This is a genomic window from uncultured Maricaulis sp., assembly GCF_963975345.1.
GTDB lineage: Bacteria > Pseudomonadota > Alphaproteobacteria > Caulobacterales > Maricaulaceae > Maricaulis.
Window position 1 is genome coordinate 138,714 of the sequence record NZ_CAXBGE010000007.1, and the last position, 22,576, is coordinate 161,289.

At 62.0% G+C, this 22,576-nt stretch carries 21 protein-coding genes and 2 tRNA genes; 6 read left to right on the forward strand and 17 right to left on the reverse strand.

What is annotated here, in order from left to right:
* Positions 1–22: 22 nt before the first annotated feature.
* Positions 23–676: a protein-L-isoaspartate O-methyltransferase gene (locus AAC029_RS09450; RefSeq protein WP_339746799.1), complete on the reverse strand. Its 654-nt coding sequence runs from the start codon at positions 674–676 to the stop codon at positions 23–25.
* A 186-nt stretch (positions 677–862) separates the two neighbouring features.
* Between AAC029_RS09450 and AAC029_RS09455 the strand changes: the two genes are divergently transcribed.
* Positions 863–936, forward strand: a tRNA-Cys gene (locus AAC029_RS09455).
* 57 nt (positions 937–993) lie between these two features.
* Here the strand turns inward: AAC029_RS09455 and AAC029_RS09460 are convergent.
* The gene (locus AAC029_RS09460) at positions 994–1,350 is read right to left on the reverse strand and encodes a DUF962 domain-containing protein (protein WP_339746802.1); all 357 of its coding nucleotides are present in this window, start codon (positions 1,348–1,350) and stop codon (positions 994–996) included.
* A 394-nt stretch (positions 1,351–1,744) separates the two neighbouring features.
* Here AAC029_RS09460 and AAC029_RS09465 point away from each other — a divergent pair.
* Positions 1,745–1,820: transfer RNA gene (locus AAC029_RS09465), tRNA-Asn, on the forward strand.
* Positions 1,821–1,912: 92 nt separating this feature from the next.
* Here the strand turns inward: AAC029_RS09465 and AAC029_RS09470 are convergent.
* From AAC029_RS09470 to AAC029_RS09490, 5 genes are all read right to left on the reverse strand, one after another.
* Positions 1,913–4,237 (reverse strand): mechanosensitive ion channel domain-containing protein, encoded by a 2,325-nt coding sequence (locus tag AAC029_RS09470; protein ID WP_339746805.1) that lies wholly within the window; start codon positions 4,235–4,237, stop codon positions 1,913–1,915.
* Between the two features lie 117 nt (positions 4,238–4,354).
* Positions 4,355–5,035, reverse strand: coding sequence for an SET domain-containing protein-lysine N-methyltransferase (locus AAC029_RS09475; RefSeq protein WP_339746808.1), 681 nt, complete (start codon positions 5,033–5,035; stop codon positions 4,355–4,357).
* Between the two features lie 87 nt (positions 5,036–5,122).
* The gene (locus tag AAC029_RS09480) at positions 5,123–7,000 is read right to left on the reverse strand and encodes an ABC transporter ATP-binding protein/permease (protein WP_339746810.1); all 1,878 of its coding nucleotides are present in this window, start codon (positions 6,998–7,000) and stop codon (positions 5,123–5,125) included.
* Between the two features lie 60 nt (positions 7,001–7,060).
* Positions 7,061–7,411, reverse strand: coding sequence for a hypothetical protein (locus tag AAC029_RS09485; RefSeq protein WP_339746812.1), 351 nt, complete (start codon positions 7,409–7,411; stop codon positions 7,061–7,063).
* A gap of 7 nt (positions 7,412–7,418) precedes the next feature.
* On the reverse strand, positions 7,419–8,414 hold the full coding sequence (locus AAC029_RS09490; protein ID WP_339746814.1) for an Ig-like domain-containing protein: 996 nt from the start codon (positions 8,412–8,414) through the stop codon (positions 7,419–7,421).
* A gap of 104 nt (positions 8,415–8,518) precedes the next feature.
* Here AAC029_RS09490 and AAC029_RS09495 point away from each other — a divergent pair, with 104 nt between their 5' ends.
* A complete protein-coding gene (locus AAC029_RS09495) occupies positions 8,519–9,112 on the forward strand; it encodes a TIGR00730 family Rossman fold protein (protein ID WP_339746816.1) in 594 nt (197 codons plus the stop codon).
* On the opposite strand, the gene AAC029_RS09500 is transcribed toward AAC029_RS09495, so the two are convergent.
* The 4 genes from AAC029_RS09500 to gltX all read right to left on the reverse strand — a co-directional run bounded on the left by AAC029_RS09500 (position 9,109) and on the right by gltX (position 12,122).
* Complete coding sequence (locus tag AAC029_RS09500) at positions 9,109–9,312, reverse strand: helix-turn-helix transcriptional regulator (RefSeq protein WP_339746818.1); 204 nt, start codon at positions 9,310–9,312, stop codon at positions 9,109–9,111. The genes AAC029_RS09495 and AAC029_RS09500 overlap by 4 nt on opposite strands.
* Positions 9,309–9,695, reverse strand: coding sequence for a hypothetical protein (locus AAC029_RS09505; RefSeq protein WP_339746821.1), 387 nt, complete (start codon positions 9,693–9,695; stop codon positions 9,309–9,311). The genes AAC029_RS09500 and AAC029_RS09505 overlap by 4 nt, the downstream gene beginning before the upstream one ends.
* A 9-nt stretch (positions 9,696–9,704) precedes the next feature.
* Positions 9,705–10,604: an alpha/beta hydrolase gene (locus AAC029_RS09510; protein WP_339746823.1), complete on the reverse strand. Its 900-nt coding sequence runs from the start codon at positions 10,602–10,604 to the stop codon at positions 9,705–9,707.
* A gap of 174 nt (positions 10,605–10,778) precedes the next feature.
* Positions 10,779–12,122: a glutamate--tRNA ligase gene (gene gltX, locus AAC029_RS09515; protein ID WP_339746825.1), complete on the reverse strand. Its 1,344-nt coding sequence runs from the start codon at positions 12,120–12,122 to the stop codon at positions 10,779–10,781.
* 160 nt (positions 12,123–12,282) lie between these two features.
* Here gltX and AAC029_RS09520 point away from each other — a divergent pair, with 160 nt between their 5' ends.
* Positions 12,283–13,539, forward strand: coding sequence for a pentapeptide repeat-containing protein (locus tag AAC029_RS09520; protein ID WP_339746828.1), 1,257 nt, complete (start codon positions 12,283–12,285; stop codon positions 13,537–13,539).
* A 900-nt stretch (positions 13,540–14,439) separates the two neighbouring features.
* Here AAC029_RS09520 and AAC029_RS09525 read toward each other — a convergent pair.
* The 3 genes from AAC029_RS09525 to AAC029_RS09535 form a co-directional block, all read right to left on the reverse strand.
* On the reverse strand, positions 14,440–16,101 hold the full coding sequence (locus AAC029_RS09525) for an NAD+ synthase (RefSeq protein WP_339746830.1): 1,662 nt from the start codon (positions 16,099–16,101) through the stop codon (positions 14,440–14,442).
* Positions 16,102–16,143: 42 nt separating this feature from the next.
* Positions 16,144–17,070: a Gfo/Idh/MocA family oxidoreductase gene (locus AAC029_RS09530; protein ID WP_339746832.1), complete on the reverse strand. Its 927-nt coding sequence runs from the start codon at positions 17,068–17,070 to the stop codon at positions 16,144–16,146.
* A 105-nt stretch (positions 17,071–17,175) separates the two neighbouring features.
* Positions 17,176–17,679: a GNAT family N-acetyltransferase gene (locus tag AAC029_RS09535; protein WP_339746835.1), complete on the reverse strand. Its 504-nt coding sequence runs from the start codon at positions 17,677–17,679 to the stop codon at positions 17,176–17,178.
* Positions 17,680–17,908: 229 nt separating this feature from the next.
* Here AAC029_RS09535 and AAC029_RS09540 point away from each other — a divergent pair, with 229 nt between their 5' ends.
* A complete protein-coding gene (locus AAC029_RS09540) occupies positions 17,909–18,904 on the forward strand; it encodes an NADP-dependent oxidoreductase (RefSeq protein ID WP_339746837.1) in 996 nt (331 codons plus the stop codon).
* A 122-nt stretch (positions 18,905–19,026) separates the two neighbouring features.
* Here the strand turns inward: AAC029_RS09540 and AAC029_RS09545 are convergent, their stop codons facing one another.
* Positions 19,027–19,188: a hypothetical protein gene (locus tag AAC029_RS09545; RefSeq protein WP_339746839.1), complete on the reverse strand. Its 162-nt coding sequence runs from the start codon at positions 19,186–19,188 to the stop codon at positions 19,027–19,029.
* Between the two features lie 232 nt (positions 19,189–19,420).
* On the opposite strand from AAC029_RS09545, the gene AAC029_RS09550 reads away from it, so the two are divergent.
* Entirely contained in the window at positions 19,421–19,687 is a 267-nt protein-coding gene (locus tag AAC029_RS09550; RefSeq protein WP_091767795.1) for an HU family DNA-binding protein, read from the forward strand.
* A 93-nt stretch (positions 19,688–19,780) separates the two neighbouring features.
* Here AAC029_RS09550 and AAC029_RS09555 read toward each other — a convergent pair whose 3' ends face one another.
* A complete protein-coding gene (locus AAC029_RS09555) occupies positions 19,781–21,148 on the reverse strand; it encodes a 3-deoxy-7-phosphoheptulonate synthase class II (protein WP_339746841.1) in 1,368 nt (455 codons plus the stop codon).
* Between the two features lies 1 nt (position 21,149).
* A complete protein-coding gene (gor, locus tag AAC029_RS09560; RefSeq protein WP_339746843.1) occupies positions 21,150–22,541 on the reverse strand; it encodes a glutathione-disulfide reductase in 1,392 nt (463 codons plus the stop codon).
* Positions 22,542–22,576: the final 35 nt, after the last annotated feature.

Here is a 22,576-nt window from a genome sequence, read left to right on the forward strand (position 1 = left end):
ATGCAACACCCGCCGCCCTTGATTACAGCGCGAAACGCGGCTCGAGCTCGAATCCGGGCAATAGTTTTGCCGTCGCATCGAACACGATGCGTTCGCCGATGCCCGCCGTCGAGCGTGTAAACACCGTCGCCTTGCCCACCGGGCCCTTGCGGATAATGGCTACCAGCCGGCCACCGACGGCCAATTGGTCGAACCAGGCCTGGGGCACTTCGCTGACCGAGCCGTTGACGAAAATCACATCAAACGGTCCCTGCGAGGGCACGCCCGGCTTCACATCACCGGTGACCGCGACCGCATTATCAGCCCCGGCCTGCGCCAACAGGCCACCAATACGCGAGACACCGTCTTCGTCATCATCGAGACCGACCACGGTTTCGGCCATATGGGCGAGGATGGCCGTCGAATAGCCGCGGCCACAGGCTATATCGAGCACCAATTCATCAGGCTGAACGTCGGCGGCGTGGATCAGCTTGGCCAGATCGCGTGGTCGCATCATCGTCCGGTGATCGCCCGTCGCGACTTCGGCATCGGCATAGGCCGACGCGATGCGGGCCCGCGGCGTAAACAGGTGGCGCGGCACATTCAAGAACGCCGCGATCAGCCGGCGGTCCGTGACATCGGCCGGGCGGATCTGGCAATCCACCATCTGTTTGCGGGCCTGATCAAATTCGTTCACGGCTTTCTCCCTGCCTGGGTCCGGCTGCGCGCCGGCGGATGGCGCTGATATATCCTGCCACGGGCAAGGCGGGCAAGCATCGTGCTGTGTGCGCGGCAAATTGCATCACGACAAAGAAGATCACATCGCCATGCCCTCGCGGATTGCCCCCGGTGCGCGGCGCGGTTATAGCTCCATTTCAAAGCTGGCACCGTGGCGGAGTGGTTACGCAGCGGATTGCAAATCCGTCCACCCCGGTTCGATTCCGGGCGGTGCCTCCAAGCTTTTCCCTCATGCTGATTCGCAGACCAACGCGGCCAAACCAGCCCGGCTGATCTTCAGTTGTCGGACCCGGCCAGCGCGGCGCTTTCCATCACACCGGCCCGCATCAGCTCGGCATCGAGCCGCCCGGTCAGGAAAAAAGCGTACATCCTAAAATCACCGATCAGCGACCAGAGCGGATAGGTGAACGTCGCCGGCTTGTTGCGTTCGACCAAGGCATGGCTGACCCAGGCGAAGACATATCCCGCCAGCGGCACCGCCAGCAGCGCCCACCAGTTCTGCGTCAACACGGCGCCAATCAGGACCAGGAGCGCCAGCGTTGAGCCGACATAATGCCAGGAACGCGTCGCCGGCTTGGCATGCTCACGCAAATAATAGGGCCAGAATGATTCGAAATTGGCGTGCTCGCGCATCCATCGCTCCCATTGGCTAAATCAGGTGATTCGGGTCGTTGGCCTGATATGCGGCCTCAGGATACACGAAATCCAGCTTCGATCATGGCTAAGACGAACATAACCCTATGCCCCATATTTCCATGTATCCATTAGGCATTCAGCAATTACATTGAACCAAATACGAAATTTGCACGACGAAATTAACGGCTCTTTAAGGGTTGTGAGGCGAATTTAGGGGCGTCTTCCCGTGAAGACACCCCACCATCCACCCAATGCCTTTTCGGGAGCCCAAGCGGCTCCCGATTTTTTTTGCCTGCGAATAGCAGAGCAATTGCAGAACTCTGGCAGCAACGCGCTTGCCACCGCCGCAATAGCTCTGATATACGCGCCGTCTCGCTTGCGAGAGAGATGTTCCCCGGTAGCTCAGTTGGTAGAGCAAGCGGCTGTTAACCGCTTTGTCGCTGGTTCGAGTCCGGCCCGGGGAGCCACTCTCGCAAGCGACTATTTCCTTCAGTCCCGAAAACCGGCCTCACACCCGGAGCGCTGCTCCGGATCCGGCACACCGCGTGATGGCAATGCCTCACACGTCGGGCAGCTGACCGCCCGCCCCGCCACTGCGAATATGGATATCGCGTTGCGGGAAGGGGATCTCTATCCCGGCTTCCTTGAACGCCTCGAAAATCGTGAAGCGCAGATCGTTGCGCACCCGATAATGCCGGCTGACATCCTTGATGAAGGCCCGCACTTCGAAATTCAGTGATGAGTCGGCGAAATCCGCCCAGTAAATGAAGATGGGCGGCTCTGTCAGCACTTCCGGGTGCTCAGCAGCACAGCGCTGCAGAATTTCCCGCACTTTTTCGGGGTCCGAATTGTAGGACACCCCCACCGGCAGGATAATTCGACCGGTTCTGTCGCGGCGCGTCCAGTTGGTCACAGTGGAGCCGACCAGTTCCGAATTCGGAACCACGATCGCCGCCCGGTCAAACGTCTCGATCTCGGTTGAGCGGATGCCGATACGGCGGACCCACCCCTCCCCGGACGCCGTCACGATCCAGTCGCCCAGGCGAATCGGCCGTTCGAACAGCAGAATCAGGCCTGACACGAAATTATTGACGATCGTCTGCAGGCCAAAGCCAATACCAACCGAAAGCGCACCCGCGATCAGCGCCAGATTCTGCAAACCGATGCCCAGCGCGCCCAGCGCCATCACAACCGCCATCATCAGGCCCAGATAGCCCAGCAAGACCCGCACTGAACTGCGAAAACTGTCATCCTCATGCGAGACTGACTTCATGCGTTGGTCGAGCACGCGCTGGGTCAGGCTGGTAACGAACAATACGGCGATAAACAGGATGATCGCGCCACCAATGCGGCCGAGCGAGATGGAGACGCCTCCGATTTCGAACCCGTAGAGCAGCCGCTCGAGTACAGCCCGGATTTCGTCAAGCTCGACCCCGAAAATCAACAGAACCGGGATCCCAAACACCCCCAGCATGATGAGGTCTGTCACCAGTCCGGCCCAAAAACGCAGCATGCCGGTCGATGGGTCCTCGCTCCGACCAGCCCGCTTGCGACCGGAGGACAGCCAGGCGTCGACGGCGCCGAGGGATTCTGAATACACCCGACGTGCGATCCAGAAGAGTATGGCCAGGGCAGCCAACACCATCCCGCGCCCGATCAGCGTTTGAGCCAGGGCGGTATAGCCCGTCACCAGCATCAGGGCGCTCAGGATCGCAACCAGCCGCAAACCAAGTCGCAACCAGCCTGCCCCTCGCTCGTGGACCGGCCACCAGCTGGGCCGGGTCAACACCCAGCTCGCTGCGGCGACCAGCGCCGTCAGAAACGTCTCGACAAGCTGGACCGCCTCGATCGGGGCTGCCACCTGGGTCAACGACCACATCGTCACCCGGTCAAGGGCAAACAGGACGGTGATGGTATCGATCACGACCCGCAGTTTCGCGGCCTTGCCTGGCGGCACATGGAAGAGTGACCATTCACGCCGCTTCGGCGCCATGAAGGCTGTCGCAAAGCCGTCGACGACCAGATACAGGGCAATGGCGTTGAAGAGCAGCCAGGCCAATTCGCCCATCGGACCTGGCAGATAACCTTCATTCGTCATCGTCCACAGGATCAGGGCGCCCACAATCGCGCCAGGCAAGACCCGAACCCCGACCCGGATCAGCGCCACGGCCGTCCGGCGGGCTTCATTCGGCTCCAGCGACTCCAGTCGTCCGGTAATCAGCCTGTCACCAGTCCGTCCGCTGACGACCATCAGGACCAGGCCGCCGAAAACGGCGAGTATGGTCCAGATCGCTGCAGGTACGCCGCCGAAATTCCGGGCTCCACCCCACCCCTGCCATGTGCCCGAAATATTATGGGCCACGTCCTGGCCAGCCTGGCCGAGCGCCGCAAAAGTGTCTGCGTTCAGGGGAACCGGTGTACGGTCAAAGACTTGTTGAATGAAATTGACGCGTCGACGCCCGGCGACCTGCGCGAGCAAGCGCTCGGACGCTGCCAAGTTGAGCGCATTGATCCGAAGATATCCATCAACGGTTTCATATTGCTCCGCCAACCGCTGACGCTCGGCAACGACCTCCTCGGATTCGCTGCGATCCGTCGGGACCGGTCCGAGCGCGTCAATCAGGCGATTGACTTGTGCCTGACCGTCGACGAGAGCGTGGCGCGCCTCGAGTGAACTAACCCGCAGCCCGGTCAGCTCGACCCGCAAGGCTTCCACGGGCAAGGCCGTCGCGTTGGCGAGCTCGACCTCGATCTGCTGTAGCCTTTCCTGACGTTGCTGCCCTCCAAACTCCGGCAGCGGAACACCGCTTTGGGCCGATGCGGCCGAACAGCCGAGCCAAACGGACAGGATCAGAACCAGTGAACGCGACAGAAAGGATATCATCAGGCTCGGGCTCCACAAATCGGGTGCATAACCGCGCCCGCCGGCTTCACCATTTGCAACCAGCGACGCAATTGAATCCGATTTCGGCCCGCTAGGCGAGTCCGTAACAGCCCAGGTTCAAAACCGGTGCCGCGTCGCCGGACATTGGCACGCAAATCCGCCGACGATCTCGCCCTCATTCTCGATATAATCGAAATTGACTTCCTCGCCCGCGCGTATGGCCCGGTTAGCGCGCAACAGCGGACGCGCCGGATCACTCGCATCAATGACGCTATTGGCCTGACAGCAATGATTGATATAGCGCAAATACCCGGTCGGCTCGCAGTGAACCTGATCTGTAATACGGGCGGAATGCGGGGTTTGCAGCTTGGTCATCTCGCCCCGAATGACGGTGATAATCTCACCGGAAGCCAGGTCGCGCTGCGCGAACACGCCGTGACCATGGATCGCGCTGGTCTGGATCGCGACACGGGCATCGTATTCGGCCATGAAGGCTGCGCGGCCGCCATTGGCTCCGTCCTGGCCAAGTTCCACGCGTTGGCCGGACAAGACCATTTCACCCTCGCCGCGCTCGACCACGCTGAGATCGAGGATCGCCGTCGCCGCACCGACAGCGCCAAGCTCGGCGATGAACCCGTCCGCATTGCCGCTGCGGCTGCGCAGATGCGTCGAACCACCGCCCGCGCCCAGCCGCGTGACCTGCCCCATCCACACATCGCCCTGACGGCGAAGCTCGATCCACTCGAACACGCGCCCATTTTCACCTGGATAACTCGCCAGGAATTCACCAACTCTCACAACACAACTCCCATGGAACTCGCGCAAAATCTCGCACAGCCCTAACGTGCGGAATAGGGCGTAGATGTCACGGTCGTGAACAAAGAGTCAAAGCGCGTCGAGCACCATCGCCGGGTCACCCGCTTCGCTCTGGCGCTTCCACATCCGCGCATAGAGCCCGTCCAGGCCCAGCAGCTCGGTATGCGTGCCCGCTTCGGTGATGACGCCGGCGTCCATCACATAGATCCGGTCGGCATTGGCAATCGTCGACAGGCGGTGAGCGACGGCGATCGTCGTGCGCCCCTTGGCCGCTTCGGCCAGCGCCGTCTGGACTTCCTGTTCGGTCTCGCTATCGAGGGCCGATGTCGCCTCGTCGAGGACCAGCACCGCCGGGTTCTTCAGGATCGCGCGCGCCACGCCGACGCGCTGCTTTTCGCCGCCGGACAGTTTCAGCCCGCGCTCGCCAACCCGCGTCTCCAAGCCTTCGGGAAGCTTGCGCACAAACTCGCCCAGCTGCGCCCGCTCCAGCGCATCAAGAATCTCGGCTTCGCTCGCCTCGGGGCGGCCATAAATCACGTTGGAGCGGAGCGTATCGTTGAACAGCACCACATCCTGCGGCACCAGCCCCAGCGCATCGCGCAGGCTCTCCTGGGTGACATCGGTCAGATCCTGGCCGTCGATCAACACCCGCCCGGCCTCGGGATCATAAAACCGGAACAGGAGCCGCAGGATCGTTGATTTGCCGGCCCCTGACGGCCCGCACAGGCCGACGAATGTGCCCGGCGCCACATCGAGGCTGACGCTCTCGATCGATCGCGCACGGCCATCATGGGCGAAGCTGACCTTGTCGAATGTCACCGCGCCGCCCTTGAGCACGAGCGGTTTGGCATCGGGCGCATCAGCGACATCGGGCTTCAGCGCCAGCGTGTCGAACAGGCGTTCCATATCGACGGCGCTCTGCTTGATCTCGCGATAGGCCCAGCCAAGGATATTCAGCGGCTGATAAATCGTCATCAGGATCAAAGTCACCGCCGCGACATCACCGGGCTGCAAGGCCCCGTTCCACGCTTTCCAGCCCGCCGTCAGCGCCATCGCCAGCAGGCCGGCATTCATCACCAGCGCTTGGCCGGCATTGAGTACGGCGAGCGAGGATTGTGACTTGGCGGCGGCATGGGCATAGCGCTGCATCACGCTGTCATAGGCATCGGTCTCGCGCTGTTCGGCGGCGAAGGCCTTGACGGTCTCAAAATTGATCAGGCTGTCGACAGCGCGGGCATTGGCCTCGTTATCGGCATTATTCATGTCGCGGCGGATCTTGACGCGCCAGTCGGTCACCGACCAGGTCATCGCCATATAGACGCCGACGGTGACCAGCGAGATGACGGCAAATTCCCAGCCATAATTGGCGCTCAACACGCCGGCCGCAAGCACCAGTTCGAGCAGGGTCGGGGCGATGTTGAAGACCAGGAAGCGCATCAGGAAATCAACGGCACGGGCGCCGCGATCAATGATCCGGTTGAGCGCCCCGGTCCGCTTCATCTGGTGAAAACCGATCGACAGGCCCTGGACATGGCCGAAGGCTTTGACCGAAGTCAGGCGCTGGGCGTCCTGGCTGACCGGCGCGAACATCGCATCGCGCAATTGCGGCGCCCCGACCGAGAGGAAACGCGCCGCCGCGTAGGCGAGAAAGGCCAGCGCGAAGCCCGCCACGGCGCCACTGGCCATCCAGCCGGTCGCCGCGCCGGGCACAGCGGCGGCGGTTTCATGCCCGGAGATCGCGTTAATCCCGTCGCCAAAGAAGACCGGCGCATAGACGGAGAATAATTTGGCGATCACCGTCAGGATCAGCGCCACCACCATCCGCACCCGCCAGCGCGCCATCTCCGGCGAAGCCAGCAGGCCAAACAGCCGTGCCATCGCCGGGCCGAGGCCACCATCATTGGCTTTTGTGGAATCGTCGGTGGGATCGGGGGTTGAGGGTCTCATCGCGTCCACAGATAGGGCGCGCAGGCCCCGAGCGCCAGAGGCACACGCTGCGCTGATCGATCAGGGCAGACGCTCGAGCCAGTCGAAATGGCCAACCACGGGGATGGCCAATGCGATCGGGAAAAAGGCGAGCCGGTGCCAACCGGCAATGCTGATGGCGGCACGAACCGGCAGCAACAGCAGCAGCGCCCCCGCGACCTGGCCCCACCACCATAATCGCAGCAGGTAGGGCGTTGCGAGCCAGTCAAAGAAGCGCATCACGCGCGGCACAGTGTCGGCGGCATCCATCGCGGTCGGGAAAAACGTGTGCAGCAGCGCAATTTCGATATGGATCAGAAAAACGGCAATCAGGACATCAAACAGGATCGGACTCCAGCGCCGCGAAGGCGAGGAATCCAGATCCAGTGACACTGCCCGCTCAGCCCTCGTCGGGCCCGGCTTCGTCCGGTGCCTGCAGCACTTGGCCGGGATAAATCAGATTGGGATCGCGGATCTGGCTGCGATTGGCTTCATAGATCACGGTGTACTGCACGCCGCGGCCATAGAGCTGGCGCGCCAGCCGCCACAGCGAATTGCCCGGCTGCACGACCACCGAATCCGGACCCATATTAAGATCCTCGGCGGCGACGCGCTCGAAGGGCAAGGCGATGACGGCGGTGACATTGCCGTCACTATCAAGCTGATCGACCTGGAGGTCATAGCGGCCAGGTGCCAGCAAGGCGCCGGCCTGCAGGGCCCATCGCCCGTCCGGACCCGCAGTGACCGATCCGACCAAAGCGCCATTGGCAAAAATCCGCACGGTTGAACCCGCTTCGGCACGGCCAGCAAAGATCACGGCGCCGGTCTCGTCATAATCGACGGTTTCGAGCACCAGCGAGCCCATTTCGCTGTCGGCACAGGACGGGCATTGCCAAACACGGCTGGCCTCACCGGGGCGTCCGACCACGACCAGCGGCGTTGCGCCGCGCGCTTCGGGAATCGAAACCAGCACCACTTGTTCGGAGCGCAATTCACGGCCATCGACGGCCCGCATCATCAGGCCGAGCTCGATCGCACCTGACGGCAGAGGATCGTTGAGGATGATCACCCATTCGCCGCGATCATTGACCGTCTCGCGGGCAATCTCCTCACCATTCGCGAGCACGACAATCGTCGCACCGGGCTCGCCGCGTCCGGCGATGACCGCCGTACCGACCGGCGCCACGCGCACGATGTCGAACACGGGCGCGGCGAGCAGCGCGGTCGCATCGGCACCCGAGCTGATATTGGCTCCGGCCGCAACGGCACTGTCGGACTGGGTTGGCGATTGTGCAGGGCCGCTCAGGGCAGGCCTGTACAGGATGAAGGCCAACGCGGCGGCGATCGCCAGCGCAGCCAGTGCCGCAGCAATGATGAACGACCGCGTCGCGGTCATGTCCGTACTCCTGTTTCAATCTGGCCCGGGGCAAAGCTGTAATCGATCATAAAAACACCTGATGCAAACCTCGCGCCGCCGGGCAAGGGCGAATACCATCACCAATGAGCAAATCAAACAAGGGCGATGCTTCAATGGCGAAACTAAGGTCGATTGGTGTTTTTTGCGGTTCACGTCTCGGTGAACGCGAAAGCTATCAGGACGCCGCCGAAGCCGTCGGACGTGCCATTGCCCGTGCCGGCGCGCGGCTGGTCTATGGGGGTGGCGATGTTGGGCTGATGGGCGTTGCCGCCTCGAGCGCGGCAGCCGAGCGCGGCCAGGTCTTGGGCATCATCCCCGGCTTCCTGATTGCCCGCGAAGGCCAGCTGGAGGGCGTCGACATCCGCATCGTCGAGACCATGTCAGAGCGCAAAGTGCAGCTGATCGACGAATCCGACGCCTTCATCATCCTGCCCGGCGGCACCGGCACGCTGGAAGAAGTCTTCGACGTCATCTCACGCCAGCAACTCGACCTGCACGACAAGCCGGTGGCTTTTCTCAATGTCGACGGCTTCTGGGATCCGCTGGTTGCGCTGATCCGTCACACCGTCGAACAGGGCTTCACGCCGCCATCGCTGGCCGCCCATATCGCCCTGGAAGCCGATGCCGAGCGCGCCGTGCGTGATATCATGGCGACGCTCGACAAAGCCGCGACCTAATCAGCCTCACCGACCGGGTCGAACACCTCCTCGATCCGCAGATCAAACGCCCCGGCCAGCGCGAAAGCCAGGTTGAGCGAGGGATCATGCTTGCCGGTCTCGACCGCATTGATCGCCTGGCGCGAGACGCTGACCCGCTCGGCCAGCTCGGCCTGGCTCCAACGCCGCTCGGCGCGCAAGACTCTGAGCCGGTTCTTCATCTGTAGAGCCAGCGCAGGATGCAACTGATCAGCCCCGCCAGCCCGACCATCACCGGCAAAACCCAGATCATGGAAATCTCCGGCAGATCCACTGCGCCCTCGATGAAACCATAGGCGAAGCAGGCGAAACCGGTCAGCAGGGCCGCAGCGAGCATGGATTCAGAGATGATGCGGCGTTTGAATTCATCGCGGGTGTGGAAGAACACCATCACCGCGTGCAGGGCATAAAGGCCTGGCAGAACCGGCAGGACAGCGAGTACGCCACGTTGCCATTGCGCCAGCTCCATGCTGTTCAGCAGGGAAACCGTACCAAACAGAAGCAACATATAGACGAGCATCGCGGCGCCGAAATGGACGAGGTAACGTTTGACTGGGGCTTGCATCGACATCTCCTATTCTCCGGCGGGCAAGACAGCGGTCAGCTCGCGCATGAATGCTTCGGGCTGATCCAGCATGATGAAATGGCGCGAGTCGGCAATGATGTGCACCTGCACGTCGGGCAGGCTGGCATATTGACCTTGGTAGACCGCCAGCAATTGTTCGGCTGTCATTGGCGCGCCTTCGGACCAAGCGGCCAGCACTGTCACTTTGGCGCGCACATCAGCGAGGGTCGGCGTGAAATCCGTGCCGGCGACTTCAACCATCGCCCGGGCGACCGCGTCTTGATCGGCCCGCTCTATCCAACCCATCACTCGGGCCTGTCCCTCGGGGGTCATCGACTGGATCGCCAGTCCCTGCTGGCTCATGGCGAGGAATTGTTCGCGGGGCATGGCGGCCAGCTGCGCGGCCATCATCTGCCCGTACTGAGCCGCCTGCTCCGGCGTTGCCGCCGGATTGAACAAGCGCAGGAAAAACGGCGCGCTGTCGACCACGAGGACGCGGCCGACATGTTGCGGGCGCAGTGCCGCAAGCTGGAGCGCGATCTGGCCGCCCATCGAATGGCCGACGATGGTCACGTCATCGAGATTCTGGCTGTCGAGATAATCCGCCAGCTCCGCAACCAACGGGTCGAGAAACGCCCCCTCGCCCACCGCAGGCACATCGCCGAAGCCGGCCGCAGTTATGGTGTAAATGTCGGCAGAATTGCCCAGCTCGGCCACCGTATCAGTCCAGACTTCACCGGGCGTCGCCAGGCCGGGAATCAGGATCAGCGCCGGGGCGCCAGCCATGCCGGCGTGGTCGACCTCGAACCGGGTCTGCGCGTCGGAATTCGCCGCGATACAGGCGGCCAGCGCGATCGCGGTCAAAAACCAGCGCATCGGCGTCATCGGTTGGCATAATTGAATTCGCATTCCAGTCTCCATCAGGTGATCATGACACAATGTAATGATAACCTGACATATCGACTCGAATTGTCAAGCTAGCCTTACATAATGTTGTGATAACCTGTCATAGCAAGACCCCACACCAGAGTGCGGGGCCTTGTCATGCATGGCATTGTGCAAAAAATTCTGGCCGTCCCGCGGTTAAGCGATCTCGCCCTTGAGCCGGGCGATGGATCGGTCACGCCCGATCAAGGGCAGCATCACCGCCATCTCCGGCCCGTGGGCCTCACCGGTCAGCGCCAGACGCAGCGGCATGAACAAGCCCTTGCCCTTGCGGCCGGTCGCTTCTTTCAGCGCCGTCGTCCAAGCCCCCCAGCTGTCAGCGTCGAGCGTGCCGGCCGGCAGCATGTCGGCGGCGGTCGCGGAGAATTCAGCATCCTCGGCCGCGATCACCGGCGTCACCGGCCCGGAGACCAGAGCCGCCAAGCCCTTGGCATCAGACAGGCGTTCCAGATTGGAGCGGACGCCGTTCCAGAAAGCTTCGCCGCCATCGGCTCCCATCGCTGCGAGGCGGTCCCTGACCTCACCATAGGGTTTGGCGTGCAGCAGCTTGGCATTGATGCGTTTCAAATCTTCCGGATCGAACCGGGCCGGCGAACGCGACAGCTTGCCCAGATCAAAGCCTTCCAGCAGGCCTTCAACCGTCTCGAACGCGTCGACCGCATCGGACGTGCCCAGCTTGGCCAGCAGCGAGATCACCGCCATCGGCTCAAAGCCCTCGACATCGCGGATATCAGAGATCCCGAGCGAGCCGATCCGTTTCGACAGCTTGCCGCCATCGGCCCCGACCAGCAATGCCTGGTGCCCGAAGAAGGGCGGCTTGCCACCGAGTGCTTCGAAAATCTCGATCTGGGCTCCGGAATTGGTGGTGTGATCCTCGCCGCGAATGATGTGGGTGATCTTGGCGTCGATATCATCGACGACGCTCGGCAGCGTATAAAGATAGCTGCCATCCTCGCGGATCAGGATCGGGTCGGACAGCGAAGTCGTCTCGATCGAGACAGGCCCGCGCACCAGATCCTCCCAAACCACCGGATTGCCCGACAATTTGAAACGCCAATGCGGCTTGCGCCCTGCCGCGTCGAAAGCGGCCTTGTCGGCATCGGTGAGCTCCAGCGCCGCGCGGTCATAAACCGGCGGACGGCCGTTTTTCATCTGCAGCTTGCGTTTGCGATCGAGATCCTCGCCGGTCTCATAGCAGGCATAGAGCAGACCATCAGCGCGCAGCTTCGCCGCCGCCGCCTCATACAGATCAAACCGCTCGGACTGTTTAAACGTCTCATCCCAGCCAATCCCCAGCCAGGTCAGATCCGCGCGGATGCCGTCCTCATAGGCCGCCGTCGAGCGCTCAAGATCGGTATCGTCGATCCGCAACACGAAAGTCCCGCCCGCCTTCTTGGCGAACAGATAGTTGAAGATCGCGGTGCGAACATTGCCGACATGAAGCTTGCCGGTCGGGCTCGGAGCAAAACGGACTTTGGTCATGGGATGAAGCCTGCCTGAAGTTGAGGCGGTGGCTTAGCGCTGTCGCGGGTTTGGGGCAAGCGGGGGTGTCGGATGTGAGGGGAGGCGAACGCCCCTCTGGCCATTTCCCCCCACCTGCGCCAGTCTCCTCGCGACATGCGGGTAGACGGAGTGCGTTCACATGGATGCAGAGCGTGACATCGACGGGACGGCCCACAGGGAGCGCAACGCGGCCTGGTGGGCTGGCTGGTGGGCGGCGGATTTCTCCTGGGACGGGCTGGCGGGCAAGGACTGGCTGGGCTGGTCGGTGACGCCGGATGGGCGGCTCGTCGAGACCGGCAGCGCGCCCGACGGCGCGCGCGGCGCCAGTCTGCAGGACTATTTCCGCCGTGACGGGCAAAGCGAGACCCTGCGCAGCGACGCGGCGCTGATCGCGCTCGGATTGCTGGAGCGGGCGCCGGCGCGCACGCTGATCTCCCGGCTTCTGCGGCGAGACACACCAGGCCACCGCCTGTTTCACATCCTGCACCTGCCGCCCCGCTGGCAGGATGGCCGGGCCAGCTGGAAAGCCGATCCGGCAGCCGGAAAGCGATGGGCCCCGCTCGAGGCCGAACTTGCCCGGCAGCTGGCCGCAGCGCGTGAAACCGAATTCGATGAGCTCGAGCGTCCGGTGGGCGCAGACCGGCGGGCCCAGCTCGACGGCTGCGTGATCCGCACCCTGCCTCTCCCCGCCGAAATCGGCGCAGACGCACTGCATCTGCGGGCCCGGCATTTACACGTGCGCGGCGATCTGAACCTGACCGCCGCCATATTCGGCCCGCAAGCGGACTTCAGCGGCGCCCGCTTTGACGGCATTGCGGTCTTTGAGGGCGCGCAGTTCAACGGCGAGGACATTTATTTCGAGGCGGTCAGCTTCAATGGTGAAGCGAATTTCAGGGATGCGCACTTCAACGAAAATGCCTGGTTTTCGCGCACCGTCTTTGCCGGCATCACCCTGTTCGACAACGCCAAAATCGGGGGGCTTGCGGATTTTGCCCGGACCCGTTTCACCGACGATACCAGTTTCCGGGCCATCAGCGTCGATGACGACGCCGACTTCATGGGCGCCCGTTTCAATGTCGATACCGACTTCCGCGACGCCAAATTCAACGCCGGGGCCGGCTTCCTCGACATCAATTTCAACGCCGAAGCAAACTTCCAGGGGGCCAGCTTCAACGCCACAACAAGCTTCTGCGACTCCCATCTCGACGGCGTCGACGGTTTCAAAGGTGATGCAGACTTCCGCGGCGCCATCTTCAACGGCGAGACCTGCTTCCTCGGCCTCAGCTTCAACGCCAGAGCGGATTTCCAGGACGCCAGATTCAACGCCGAAACATACTTCACCGGCCTGCACTTTTCTGGTGTCGCAAACTTCAAGGGCGCGACTTTCAACAGCTGATGCGGCGGGTGGTGTTCCTCTCGGATAGCGAATTGCGAGGCGGTCACCAGCTCCGTCCCGGAACAAGTCCGGGCCACCTCTTCCATCAAGGAAGAGGTGGCCGCGAAGCGGTCGGAGCCGGTGAGGATGTTGGGCGCGACGATGCTCGGTTTGGTTTTTCTAAATAAATACAAACCTCTACTTCCCCCGGATTCATTCCGGGGCCCGCCGGACGGGGGTCCAGTCAAGCTCGCGACCGATGGCAGGCCCCGGAATTCGCTGCGCTCCTCCGGGGGAAGATGGTGTGTTGGGTCGGGGTGCGAATTCGCGACTTATCCAGCATTAACGCCAAAAATCCGCGTCATCCCAGCGCAGGCTGGGAACCAGATTCACGCACCGACATCTATTTGATTTGGCGCCCGTTTTCGCCCGGCTCCGCGCTATGAACTGGGTTCCAGCCTGCGCTGGAATGACGATTTATGGGGCCAACTTATCCCCGCCCCCTCCACCTGCGCTTATGCTTCAGCTGTTCCGGTCGCACGGGAGGCACGAGCTCAGTCATTTGCGGCGGTCGGGAGCGTGCAGCCTGTCCGGGCGAAGGGGTGACATCCCGAGCGCTGGCAGGGCGTCCATTAAGGTCTGACGGCACTAAACGACCGACCTGAGTACCTTTCTGGATTGGAACCGGGGTGGAGACAGCCCGAGAAAACTGCACGTGCGGGACGTCACGAATGTCACGCTACTTACATTACCGGTTACCGGCATTCGCCGGCGTCCCACACCCTCCCATCCCTCCAGCGGCAAGCCGCGTGGAGATTTTGGTGCAACCTAAAAAGGGGACAGGTATATTTAACGCGCAATCATGCCGGTTTGCCCATCGGGCACCGTGGTGCGGGCGCGTTAAATATACCTGTCCCCTTTTCAATCGGCGCGGAAGCGGTTGGTCATGGGGTAGCGACGGTCGCGGCCGAAATTCTTCGGGCCGATCTTGACGCCGGGCGGCGCCTGGCGGCGTTTGTATTCGGCGCGGTAGAGCAGGTTCTCGACCCGGCGCACCGTCGGCTCGTCATAGCCCTCGGCGATCAGATCACGCGGGGCTTTCTCGTCTTCGATCAAGCCATAGAGGATGGCGTCGAGGATCTCATAGGGCGGCAGGCTGTCCTGGTCGCTCTGATCGGGACGCAGTTCGGCGCTCGGGGCCTTGGTGATGATGCGCGAGGTGATGACCTCACCGGCCGGGCCGAGCCCGATGGGCTCGCGGAGCGCATTGCGCCAGCGCGCCAGCTCATAGACCTCGGTCTTGTAGATATCCTTGAGCGCGTTGAAGCCGCCATTCATATCGCCATAGAGCGTCGCATAGCCGACCGCCATTTCCGACTTGTTGCCGGTGGACAGCACCATCGGTCCGAACTTGTTGGACAGCGCCATCAACACAACGGCGCGAGCGCGCGACTGGATATTCTCCTCGGTCGCATCGCTCTCGCTGCCGCGAAAAGCCGGGGCCAGGATCTTGCCGAAACTGGCAATTGCCGGCTCGACATCAATGATGTCATAGCGGATGCCGAGACGCTGAGAACAGTCCTTCGCGTCTTCCAAGCTGTCCTGACTGGTGTATTTCGACGGCAGCATCACGGCCCAGACCTTGTCCGGCCCGAGCGCATCGACGGCGATGGCAGCACTGATCGCGCTATCGATGCCGCCCGACATGCCCAGGACGACGCCGGGAAAGCCATTTTTCGAAACGTAATCGCCCAGCCCCCGGCACATCGCCAGCCAATCGGCCTGCGGCCCGGTGACGGGTTTGGCCTGTGCTGCGCCGTCGCTGTGCCAGCCGCTTTCGCTGCAGGTCCAGCAGGCCAGGTCCATACTTTCTTCGAAAGCCGGCAGGCGTTGGCATTCAGTGCCATCGCTATCAAACGAAAAACTGGCGCCATCGAAAACGAGTTCGTCCTGACCGCCGATCTGATTGACGAAGATCAGCGCTTTCGGCCCGGTCCAGCGCTCATACCAACGGGCAAAGGCCGCCTGCCGTTCGAGCTCGATCGTGCGCCGCCAGGGCGAACCATTGATCGAGATCATCATCTCGGCGCCTTGGGCGATCAAGTCATTGGGCACCGCATCGAGCCAGATATCCTCGCATACCGGCAGAGCGAGCTTGATGCCGCGCCATTTGACGATTTCCGGCATCGGGCCGGGCGCGAAGACGCGCTTTTCGTCGAACACGGAGTAATTCGGCAGGTCGTGCTTGAAGCGCAAAGCGAACAGCCGGCCCTCATCGAGCAGGGCGACGGCATTGTGCAGCAAATTGCCCTGGCGCCAGGGCAGACCGATGATGATCGCCGGGCCTGTTTTGGTGTCCGCTGCCAGCGTGTCGAGGGCGCGCTGGCAGGCCTCGATCGCGGCCGGTTTGAGAACCAGATCCTCCGGCGGATAGCCAAGCAGGAAAAGTTCGGGAAACACGATCAGATCGGCACCGCGTGTGCGGGCATCGGCATGGGCCGCGCGGGCCCGGGCCAGATTGCCGGCAACATCGCCGACCACCGGGTTGAGCTGGGCCGAGAGGATATTCACTGTCTTGGTCATGGCCCGCGATCTATCCCGCCATGGCGCGTCCGGCAAGCGCCGTCAGGACCCGTAAACCCGCGCCCCGTCGACAGCGCGTGCTGCATCAAGCGCCCGCAGGCCGGCAATGCCGGGCACGGCGACCGGCGCGCCATCGAGGACGGAGGCGATGAAGGCCTTCACATTGGCGCCCAGCGAATCGCGCGCCATTTCGGTATCGGCGAAACCGGGATTGAGTTTGAACGGAGTCGAATTCTCGAACGTCTTGGCGATGAAATCGACATCGACGACGCCCTCGGCGTATTCGACCCGCATCTTGCGATCACGCTCATGATGCACCCGGCTCGAGCTCAGCTCGGCGACGCAGCCATTCTCGAAGGTCAAAATCGCATGGGCAATATCGGGATGGCCGAAGCGACCCTGATCAACCTTGCCTTCAACCTTGGTCACGGCAGCGCCGGCCAAAGCGATGGCCAGATCGAGATCATGGATCATCAGATCGAGCGTCACCGAGACGTCAAGATTACGATCCGAGGCTGGCCCCATCCGCCGGGCGACGATCCGCTTCGGCGCAGCGGGTACTTGGAACAGACCCATCGCATTAAAGACGAAGCGCTCCTGATGGCCGACCTGCAGCACGCAGCCATGCGCGGCGGCCAGAGTGATCAGTTCGCGCGCTTCCTCGACCGACGAGGCGACCGGCTTTTCCACCAGCACATGCCGGCCCGAAGCCAAGCTCGCGGCGGCAGCCTCAAAATGGTTCACGGCGGGGCTGGCAACGGTCACCGCGTCACAGGCGGCGATCAGTGCGGCGAGTGTGTCGAAGCTCTTGGCGCCGTGCTTGGCAGCCAGCTCCCGGGCGCGCTGGGCGTCCGGATCGTATATCCCGACCAGTTGCGCACGATCATCGGCAGCATATTTGCCGGCATGGAAGCCGCCGAACACGCCGGCACCGACGACGCCGGCACGGAGGAATTTGGAATTAGGCATTTTCAAAACATTCCTTGGCAGTATCCGGCTCAATACAAGCGCCGACGGTGCAATCAAGGCCCGGGCGCATCACCACTTGGTTACCGGCCTTGCAATGGCTTGGCCTCAATGCTGGCCTGCGAGCTGTTTGCTCATGCGATAATTATGCAATTCGACGCCGCGCAGCAGCCGAGTCTGTTCTTCCTCAACGACCCAGCCCTGACGTTCAAACAGGATACGGGCCCGGGCGCTGGCATCGCTGTACAGCCGCTCCATCGCCTGTTCACGGGCATGGGTTTCAAGCCGGTCATACAATAATTGCGCCACGCCATGACCGATATGGTCCGGATCGACAAAGGCCAAATCGATATAGCCATCCGCTTTAACGCTCATGAAGCCGATCACCGCGCCGTCGAGTTCGGCGACAAACACGGTCTGCGGCGTCAGCCGCTTGTCCCAAGCCTCGACCTCCGGCGGTGCCGGCGCCCACGCCGCACGTTGCTCGCTGGAGTATTCCGGACCCGCGCCCTCACGGACGGCGCGATAGAAGACGCGAGTCAGCGCAGCGATATCACTGCGCTCGCCGCGGCGGACGCGAACTTCGGCAGGGTTGTCGAGTGTCGTCTGCATGGGTCTCAGCCTCCCCTACTTGCGGTCCGCCGTCCGCGCTCTACCATGAAGCGAGATCAGAGGGGATGGCCGGTGGCAGAAAATTTCAAGGTCGATGGCCTGACACCGGGACCGTTCTATCTGGCGGATACACTGTCGCAGGCGCTGCCTGCTCGCGACCTTATGCAAAATCAGCGATCCCGGGTCCACCGGGACGGCCCTCCCCCAAACCCTTGCAAGGAGAGACATCATGAAGTCTCGTGAAATCCATCTCAACGCCTATCTCAAGGGCGCCCCGAAGACCGAAAACTACTCGGTCGTCGAAACCGATCTGCCGGCCCCCGCCGAAGGCCAGGTCACGGTGCGTAACCTCTATATCTCCGTCGACCCCTATATGCGTGGCCGGATGAGCGGGATCAAAACCTATATCGACCCGTTCAAACTCGGTGCTGTGATGGAGGGTGGCGCCGTCGGTGAAGTCGTTGAGAGCCGGTTTGAGGGCTTGAAGGCGGGCGATCACGTGATGTCGATGCTGGGCTGGCGTGAAGGCTATACGGCTTCAGGCAAGGCGGTACAGAAGATCGATACCAGCCTGCTGCCACCGCAAGCCTTTCTCGGCATTGCCGGCCTGACCGGGCTGACCGCCTATGTTGGTATCAAGCGGATTATCGACCTTCAGGCCGGTGAGACTATGTGGATGTCGGCCGGTGCCGGCGCTGTCGGTTCTGCCGGTATCCAATTTGCGAAGGCCATGGGCGCGACCGTCGTCGCTACCGCTGGCGGCAAGGATAAATGCGATTATCTCAAAACCATCGGCGCCGATCACGCGATCGATTACAAGGCGACCGACGATCTCACCGCGGCGATCCGTGCGGCCGTGCCCGGCGGCGTTGACGGTTATTTCGAGAATGTCGGCGGCACGCATTTCACCGCCGCCCTCAACACGCTGAAACAGTTTGGACGCATGGCCGCCTGCGGGATGATCCAGCGCTATAATGACGCCGAGCCGGCGAGCATCACCGACAATCTGACTTTCATCGTCGGCAAATCGCTCAAGATCCAGGGCTTCATCGTCTCCAACCATCTCGATATCCAGCCGGAATTCATCAAGGATCTGAGCACCTGGATGATGGCCGGCAAGATCACACCGGCCGAGACCGTTCTGGACGGAATCGAGAAGGCGCCTGAAGCCTTTGCCGGCCTGTTCGCCGGCCTCAACAAGGGCAAGATGCTGGTCAAGATTTGACCTGACCCAAGCCGATCTCGGGGCCAGCGTGGCCCGGGGGTAGACTGGGCGAGATCTTGGGCTTCAACAATTGGAGCCCAGGACCTCGCGTGGCCCGGTGCCGCTTGTTCGCGACGGTCTGGCTAGCGCCGGGTCAGCCGTCCCAGCACCCAGCCGCCGGCGATGGCCGCCACCAAGGCCGACCAATCCGAGCCCAGACCGAAGCGCTCCAGCAGGAAATATGTGCCTGCCGCGGCCGCCAAAGCGAAGGGCAGCACGCGAATCGCGCGAATCGCTGACGGCATATTAGGGTCTGGTTCACCTTGAAACATGCTTCTCCAGGCACGCAATTACGGGGCCGGAGGCCCTATTTCGGGCATTTGCCGATAAAAATGCAGCGATTTCGAGCCGATTCACCTGTTGGGGCTTGCAAACAGCCTCGGTTGTTGGCCTTGTTGACCAGTCAACGAACACGCGAAAAACCGGCTGGATGCGATGACCGTGTCGGCCGGAACGCGACAAACTGGGGGGAACCCTATGAACAAGTCAGACCTCGCCAAAGCCGTCAGCGAAAAGACCGGCCTGTCCCGCACACAAGCGGGCGACGCCGTCGACGCTGCGATCGATGCCATCATCGGTTCGGTCAAAGGCAATGACAGCGTCCAGCTTGCCGGTTTCGGCACGTTCCACGCCAAACATCGTGAAGCTCGTGAAGTGCGCAATCCGCGTACCGGCGAGAAGATGATGTCGAAGGCTCGCACCCAGGCGGCATTCCGTCCGGCTGCTGCCCTCAAAGATATCTAATCAGCGCTTCTCAGCACTGATGAAACGCCGCCCGAAGCAATTCGGGCGGCGTTTTTCGTTTTGGGATGCAAGGCGCGTGAACGGACGGCGTGGTCAGGCCGCGTCGACGGACCGACTGGTGCGGACCCGTTTGAGCGATTCCGAAATACGAAACGCCATCTCCAGTGCCTGCTCGGCATTGAGCCGCGGATCGCAATGGGTGTGGTAGCGCGATGACAGGTCGGCTTCCGTGACCGCATTGGCGCCGCCGACGCATTCAGTGACATCGCTGCCGGTCATCTCGATGTGGACACCGCCGGGATAAGCCCCTTCGGCGTAGAGCACATCCATGAAGCCCTCGAGCTCATCAAGGATGCGCTCGAAATCGCGTGTCTTGTAGCCGCTGGCGGTCTTCATCGTATTGCCGTGCATCGGATCACTCGACCAGACGACCTTGCGTCCGGCGCGCGTCACAGCGCGGGCCAGGGCCGGCAGTTTCTCGCGTACATTATTGGCACCCATCCGGGTGATCAAAACCAGGCGTCCAGCCTCATTCTCCGGATTGACCGCATCGATCAGGCCGAGAAGATCATCCGGATTCATGGTCGGGCCGCACTTGATCCCGATCGGGTTGGAAATCCCGCGGGCATATTCGACATGGGCCCCGTCGAGCTGACGCGTGCGCTCGCCGATCCACACCATGTGGGCCGAGGTCGCATACCATTGGCCGGTATTGGGATCGCGGCGCGTCAGGGCTTCTTCAAACGGCAGATGCAGCGCTTCGTGGCTGGTGAAGAAGTCCACCGTTTCCAGCGAGGGCGCGCTGTCACGGCCAACACCGCAGGCTTTCATGAAGGCAAGCGCTTCGGAAATCCGGTTGGCGGTCTCCTCATAGCGCTCGGTCGCCGGACTGTCGGTGACATAATCCAACGTCCACTGGTGCACATTATTCAGGTCGGCATAGCCGCCCGAAGCAAAGGCGCGCAGCAAATTCATCGTCGAAGCCGACTGGTCATAGGCCCGGATCAGACGCTGTGGATCGGGCTCACGGCCCTCAGGCGTAAACGCCATGTCATTGACGCTGTCGCCGCGATAGCTCGGCAGGGAGACCCCGTCGATCGTCTCCATGTCGGATGAGCGCGGCTTGGCGAACTGGCCGGCGATCCGGCCCAGCTTCACCACCGGCTTCGAAACGGCAAAGGTCAGCACCACCGCCATTTGCAGCAATACCCGAAACGTGTCGCGCACGCCTTCGGTCGAGAACTCCTTGAAACTCTCCGCGCAATCACCGCCCTGCAACAAAAAGGCATTACCCGCAGAGACATCGGCCAATTGCCGGCGCAGACGGCGCGCTTCGCCCGCAAACACCAATGCGGGACGGTTGGCCAATTCGGCGATGGCGCGGTCAAGAGCCACCGGGTCGGCATATTTGGGCAATTGTTCGACGTGTTTGGAACGCCATGAATTCGGAGACCAGGTCATATCACTCAGCAGCTTTCAACTCGGGCGGCGACCATTTTTCCTTCATGGTCACCAATTCTTCGGCACTGGTCGGATGCACGGCACAGGTCATGTCGAACTGTACCTTGGTCAGACCCGCTTTGACGGCAATCCCCGCCATCTGGATCATTTCCGGCGCATCCGGCCCGACAATATGCACGCCCAACACCCGGTCTGTCTCCCCGTCGACGACAAGTTTCATCAACATACGGCTTGCGTCATTGGTCAGCGAGATTTTCATCGGCCGAAATGTGGTCTTGTAAATGTCGACCTGAGCAAAGGATTTGCGCGCATCGGCCTCAGACAGACCAACCGAACCAACTGGCGGCTGGGTGAAGACGGCAGAGGCGATGTCATTGTGATCGTAGGCGGTTGGGTGGCCGCCGAATACGGTCGCCGCAAAAGCCGCGCCCTCGCGGATCGCCACCGGGGTCAGATTGACCCGATTGGTCACGTCGCCGACGGCATAGATATGGCTGGCGGTCGTCTGGGAAAAGTCATCGACCTTGATCGCGCCCTTGGCATCGACATCAACGCCAGCCTTCTCCAGGCCCAGCCCGTCGACATGCGGATCGCGCCCGATCGCGTACATCACGACATCGGCATCGACATGACTGCCATTGGAAAGCTGGACACGCTTCATCCCGTCGCCGAGATCGGTGATTTTCTCAAACACGGCGTGGGTGATGACCCGGACGCCCGAGCGCACCAGCTCCTCATGGACATGGCTGCGAACATCATCATCGAAGCCGCGCAAGACGGTGTCGCCGCGATAAACCTGGCAAACCTGCGAGCCCATGCCGGCGAAAATCTGCGCAAACTCACAGGCAATATAGCCGCCACCGGCGATCACGATGTGCTTGGGCAGGGCTTCCAGATGGAAAGCCTCGTTGGAGGAAATCCCCAGCTCATGGCCTTCGATATCGTCCGGCCTGAACGGCGTGCCGCCCGTAGCGACCAGGATTTTGCCGGCGGTGACCGTTTTGCCCGATTTCACCAAGCGCAGCGTATGAGCATCTTCGAAGACGGCGCGATCCTCAATGATCTCGACGCCAGAGTTGGACAGATTGCGCCAGTAAATCCCGGACAGCCGGTCAATCTCGGCATCCTTGGCTTCGATCAGTTTTTCCCAATCAAATGTCGGCTCGCCAACCGACCAGCCATAGCTGGCCGCCAGTTTGAACGTTTTGGCGAACTCACTGGCATAAACGAGGAACTTCTTTGGCACGCAGCCACGAATGACGCAGGTGCCACCAACCCGGTATTCTTCTGCGATCCCGACCTTGCCGGCCCCATATTGACGCGCCATACGCGCCGCACGTACACCGCCGGAACCGGCACCGATGACGAAAAGATCGTAGTCATATTGGGTCATGTCGCTATCCATTATGAGGGTCATTCGTGGGCGCC

Excerpts from the sequence above, each read along its gene's own strand:
- AAC029_RS09460 (WP_339746802.1), bottom strand. The coding sequence starts at position 1,350 with ATGCGCGAGCACGCCAATTTCGAATCATTCTGGCCCTATTATTTGCGT.
- AAC029_RS09470 (WP_339746805.1), bottom strand. The coding sequence starts at position 4,237 with ATGATATCCTTTCTGTCGCGTTCACTGGTTCTGATCCTGTCCGTTTGG.
- AAC029_RS09480 (WP_339746810.1), bottom strand. The coding sequence starts at position 7,000 with ATGAGACCCTCAACCCCCGATCCCACCGACGATTCCACAAAAGCCAAT.
- AAC029_RS09490 (WP_339746814.1), bottom strand. The coding sequence starts at position 8,414 with ATGACCGCGACGCGGTCGTTCATCATTGCTGCGGCACTGGCTGCGCTG.
- AAC029_RS09495 (WP_339746816.1), top strand. The coding sequence starts at position 8,519 with ATGAGCAAATCAAACAAGGGCGATGCTTCAATGGCGAAACTAAGGTCG.
- AAC029_RS09500 (WP_339746818.1), bottom strand. The coding sequence starts at position 9,312 with ATGAAGAACCGGCTCAGAGTCTTGCGCGCCGAGCGGCGTTGGAGCCAG.
- AAC029_RS09505 (WP_339746821.1), bottom strand. The coding sequence starts at position 9,695 with ATGCAAGCCCCAGTCAAACGTTACCTCGTCCATTTCGGCGCCGCGATG.
- AAC029_RS09510 (WP_339746823.1), bottom strand. The coding sequence starts at position 10,604 with ATGCGAATTCAATTATGCCAACCGATGACGCCGATGCGCTGGTTTTTG.
- gltX (WP_339746825.1), bottom strand. The coding sequence starts at position 12,122 with ATGACCAAAGTCCGTTTTGCTCCGAGCCCGACCGGCAAGCTTCATGTC.
- AAC029_RS09520 (WP_339746828.1), top strand. The coding sequence starts at position 12,283 with ATGGATGCAGAGCGTGACATCGACGGGACGGCCCACAGGGAGCGCAAC.
- AAC029_RS09525 (WP_339746830.1), bottom strand. The coding sequence starts at position 16,101 with ATGACCAAGACAGTGAATATCCTCTCGGCCCAGCTCAACCCGGTGGTC.
- AAC029_RS09530 (WP_339746832.1), bottom strand. The coding sequence starts at position 17,070 with ATGCCTAATTCCAAATTCCTCCGTGCCGGCGTCGTCGGTGCCGGCGTG.
- AAC029_RS09535 (WP_339746835.1), bottom strand. The coding sequence starts at position 17,679 with ATGCAGACGACACTCGACAACCCTGCCGAAGTTCGCGTCCGCCGCGGC.
- AAC029_RS09540 (WP_339746837.1), top strand. The coding sequence starts at position 17,909 with ATGAAGTCTCGTGAAATCCATCTCAACGCCTATCTCAAGGGCGCCCCG.
- AAC029_RS09545 (WP_339746839.1), bottom strand. The coding sequence starts at position 19,188 with ATGCCGTCAGCGATTCGCGCGATTCGCGTGCTGCCCTTCGCTTTGGCG.
- AAC029_RS09550 (WP_091767795.1), top strand. The coding sequence starts at position 19,421 with ATGAACAAGTCAGACCTCGCCAAAGCCGTCAGCGAAAAGACCGGCCTG.
- AAC029_RS09555 (WP_339746841.1), bottom strand. The coding sequence starts at position 21,148 with ATGACCTGGTCTCCGAATTCATGGCGTTCCAAACACGTCGAACAATTG.
- gor (WP_339746843.1), bottom strand. The coding sequence starts at position 22,541 with ATGACCCAATATGACTACGATCTTTTCGTCATCGGTGCCGGTTCCGGC.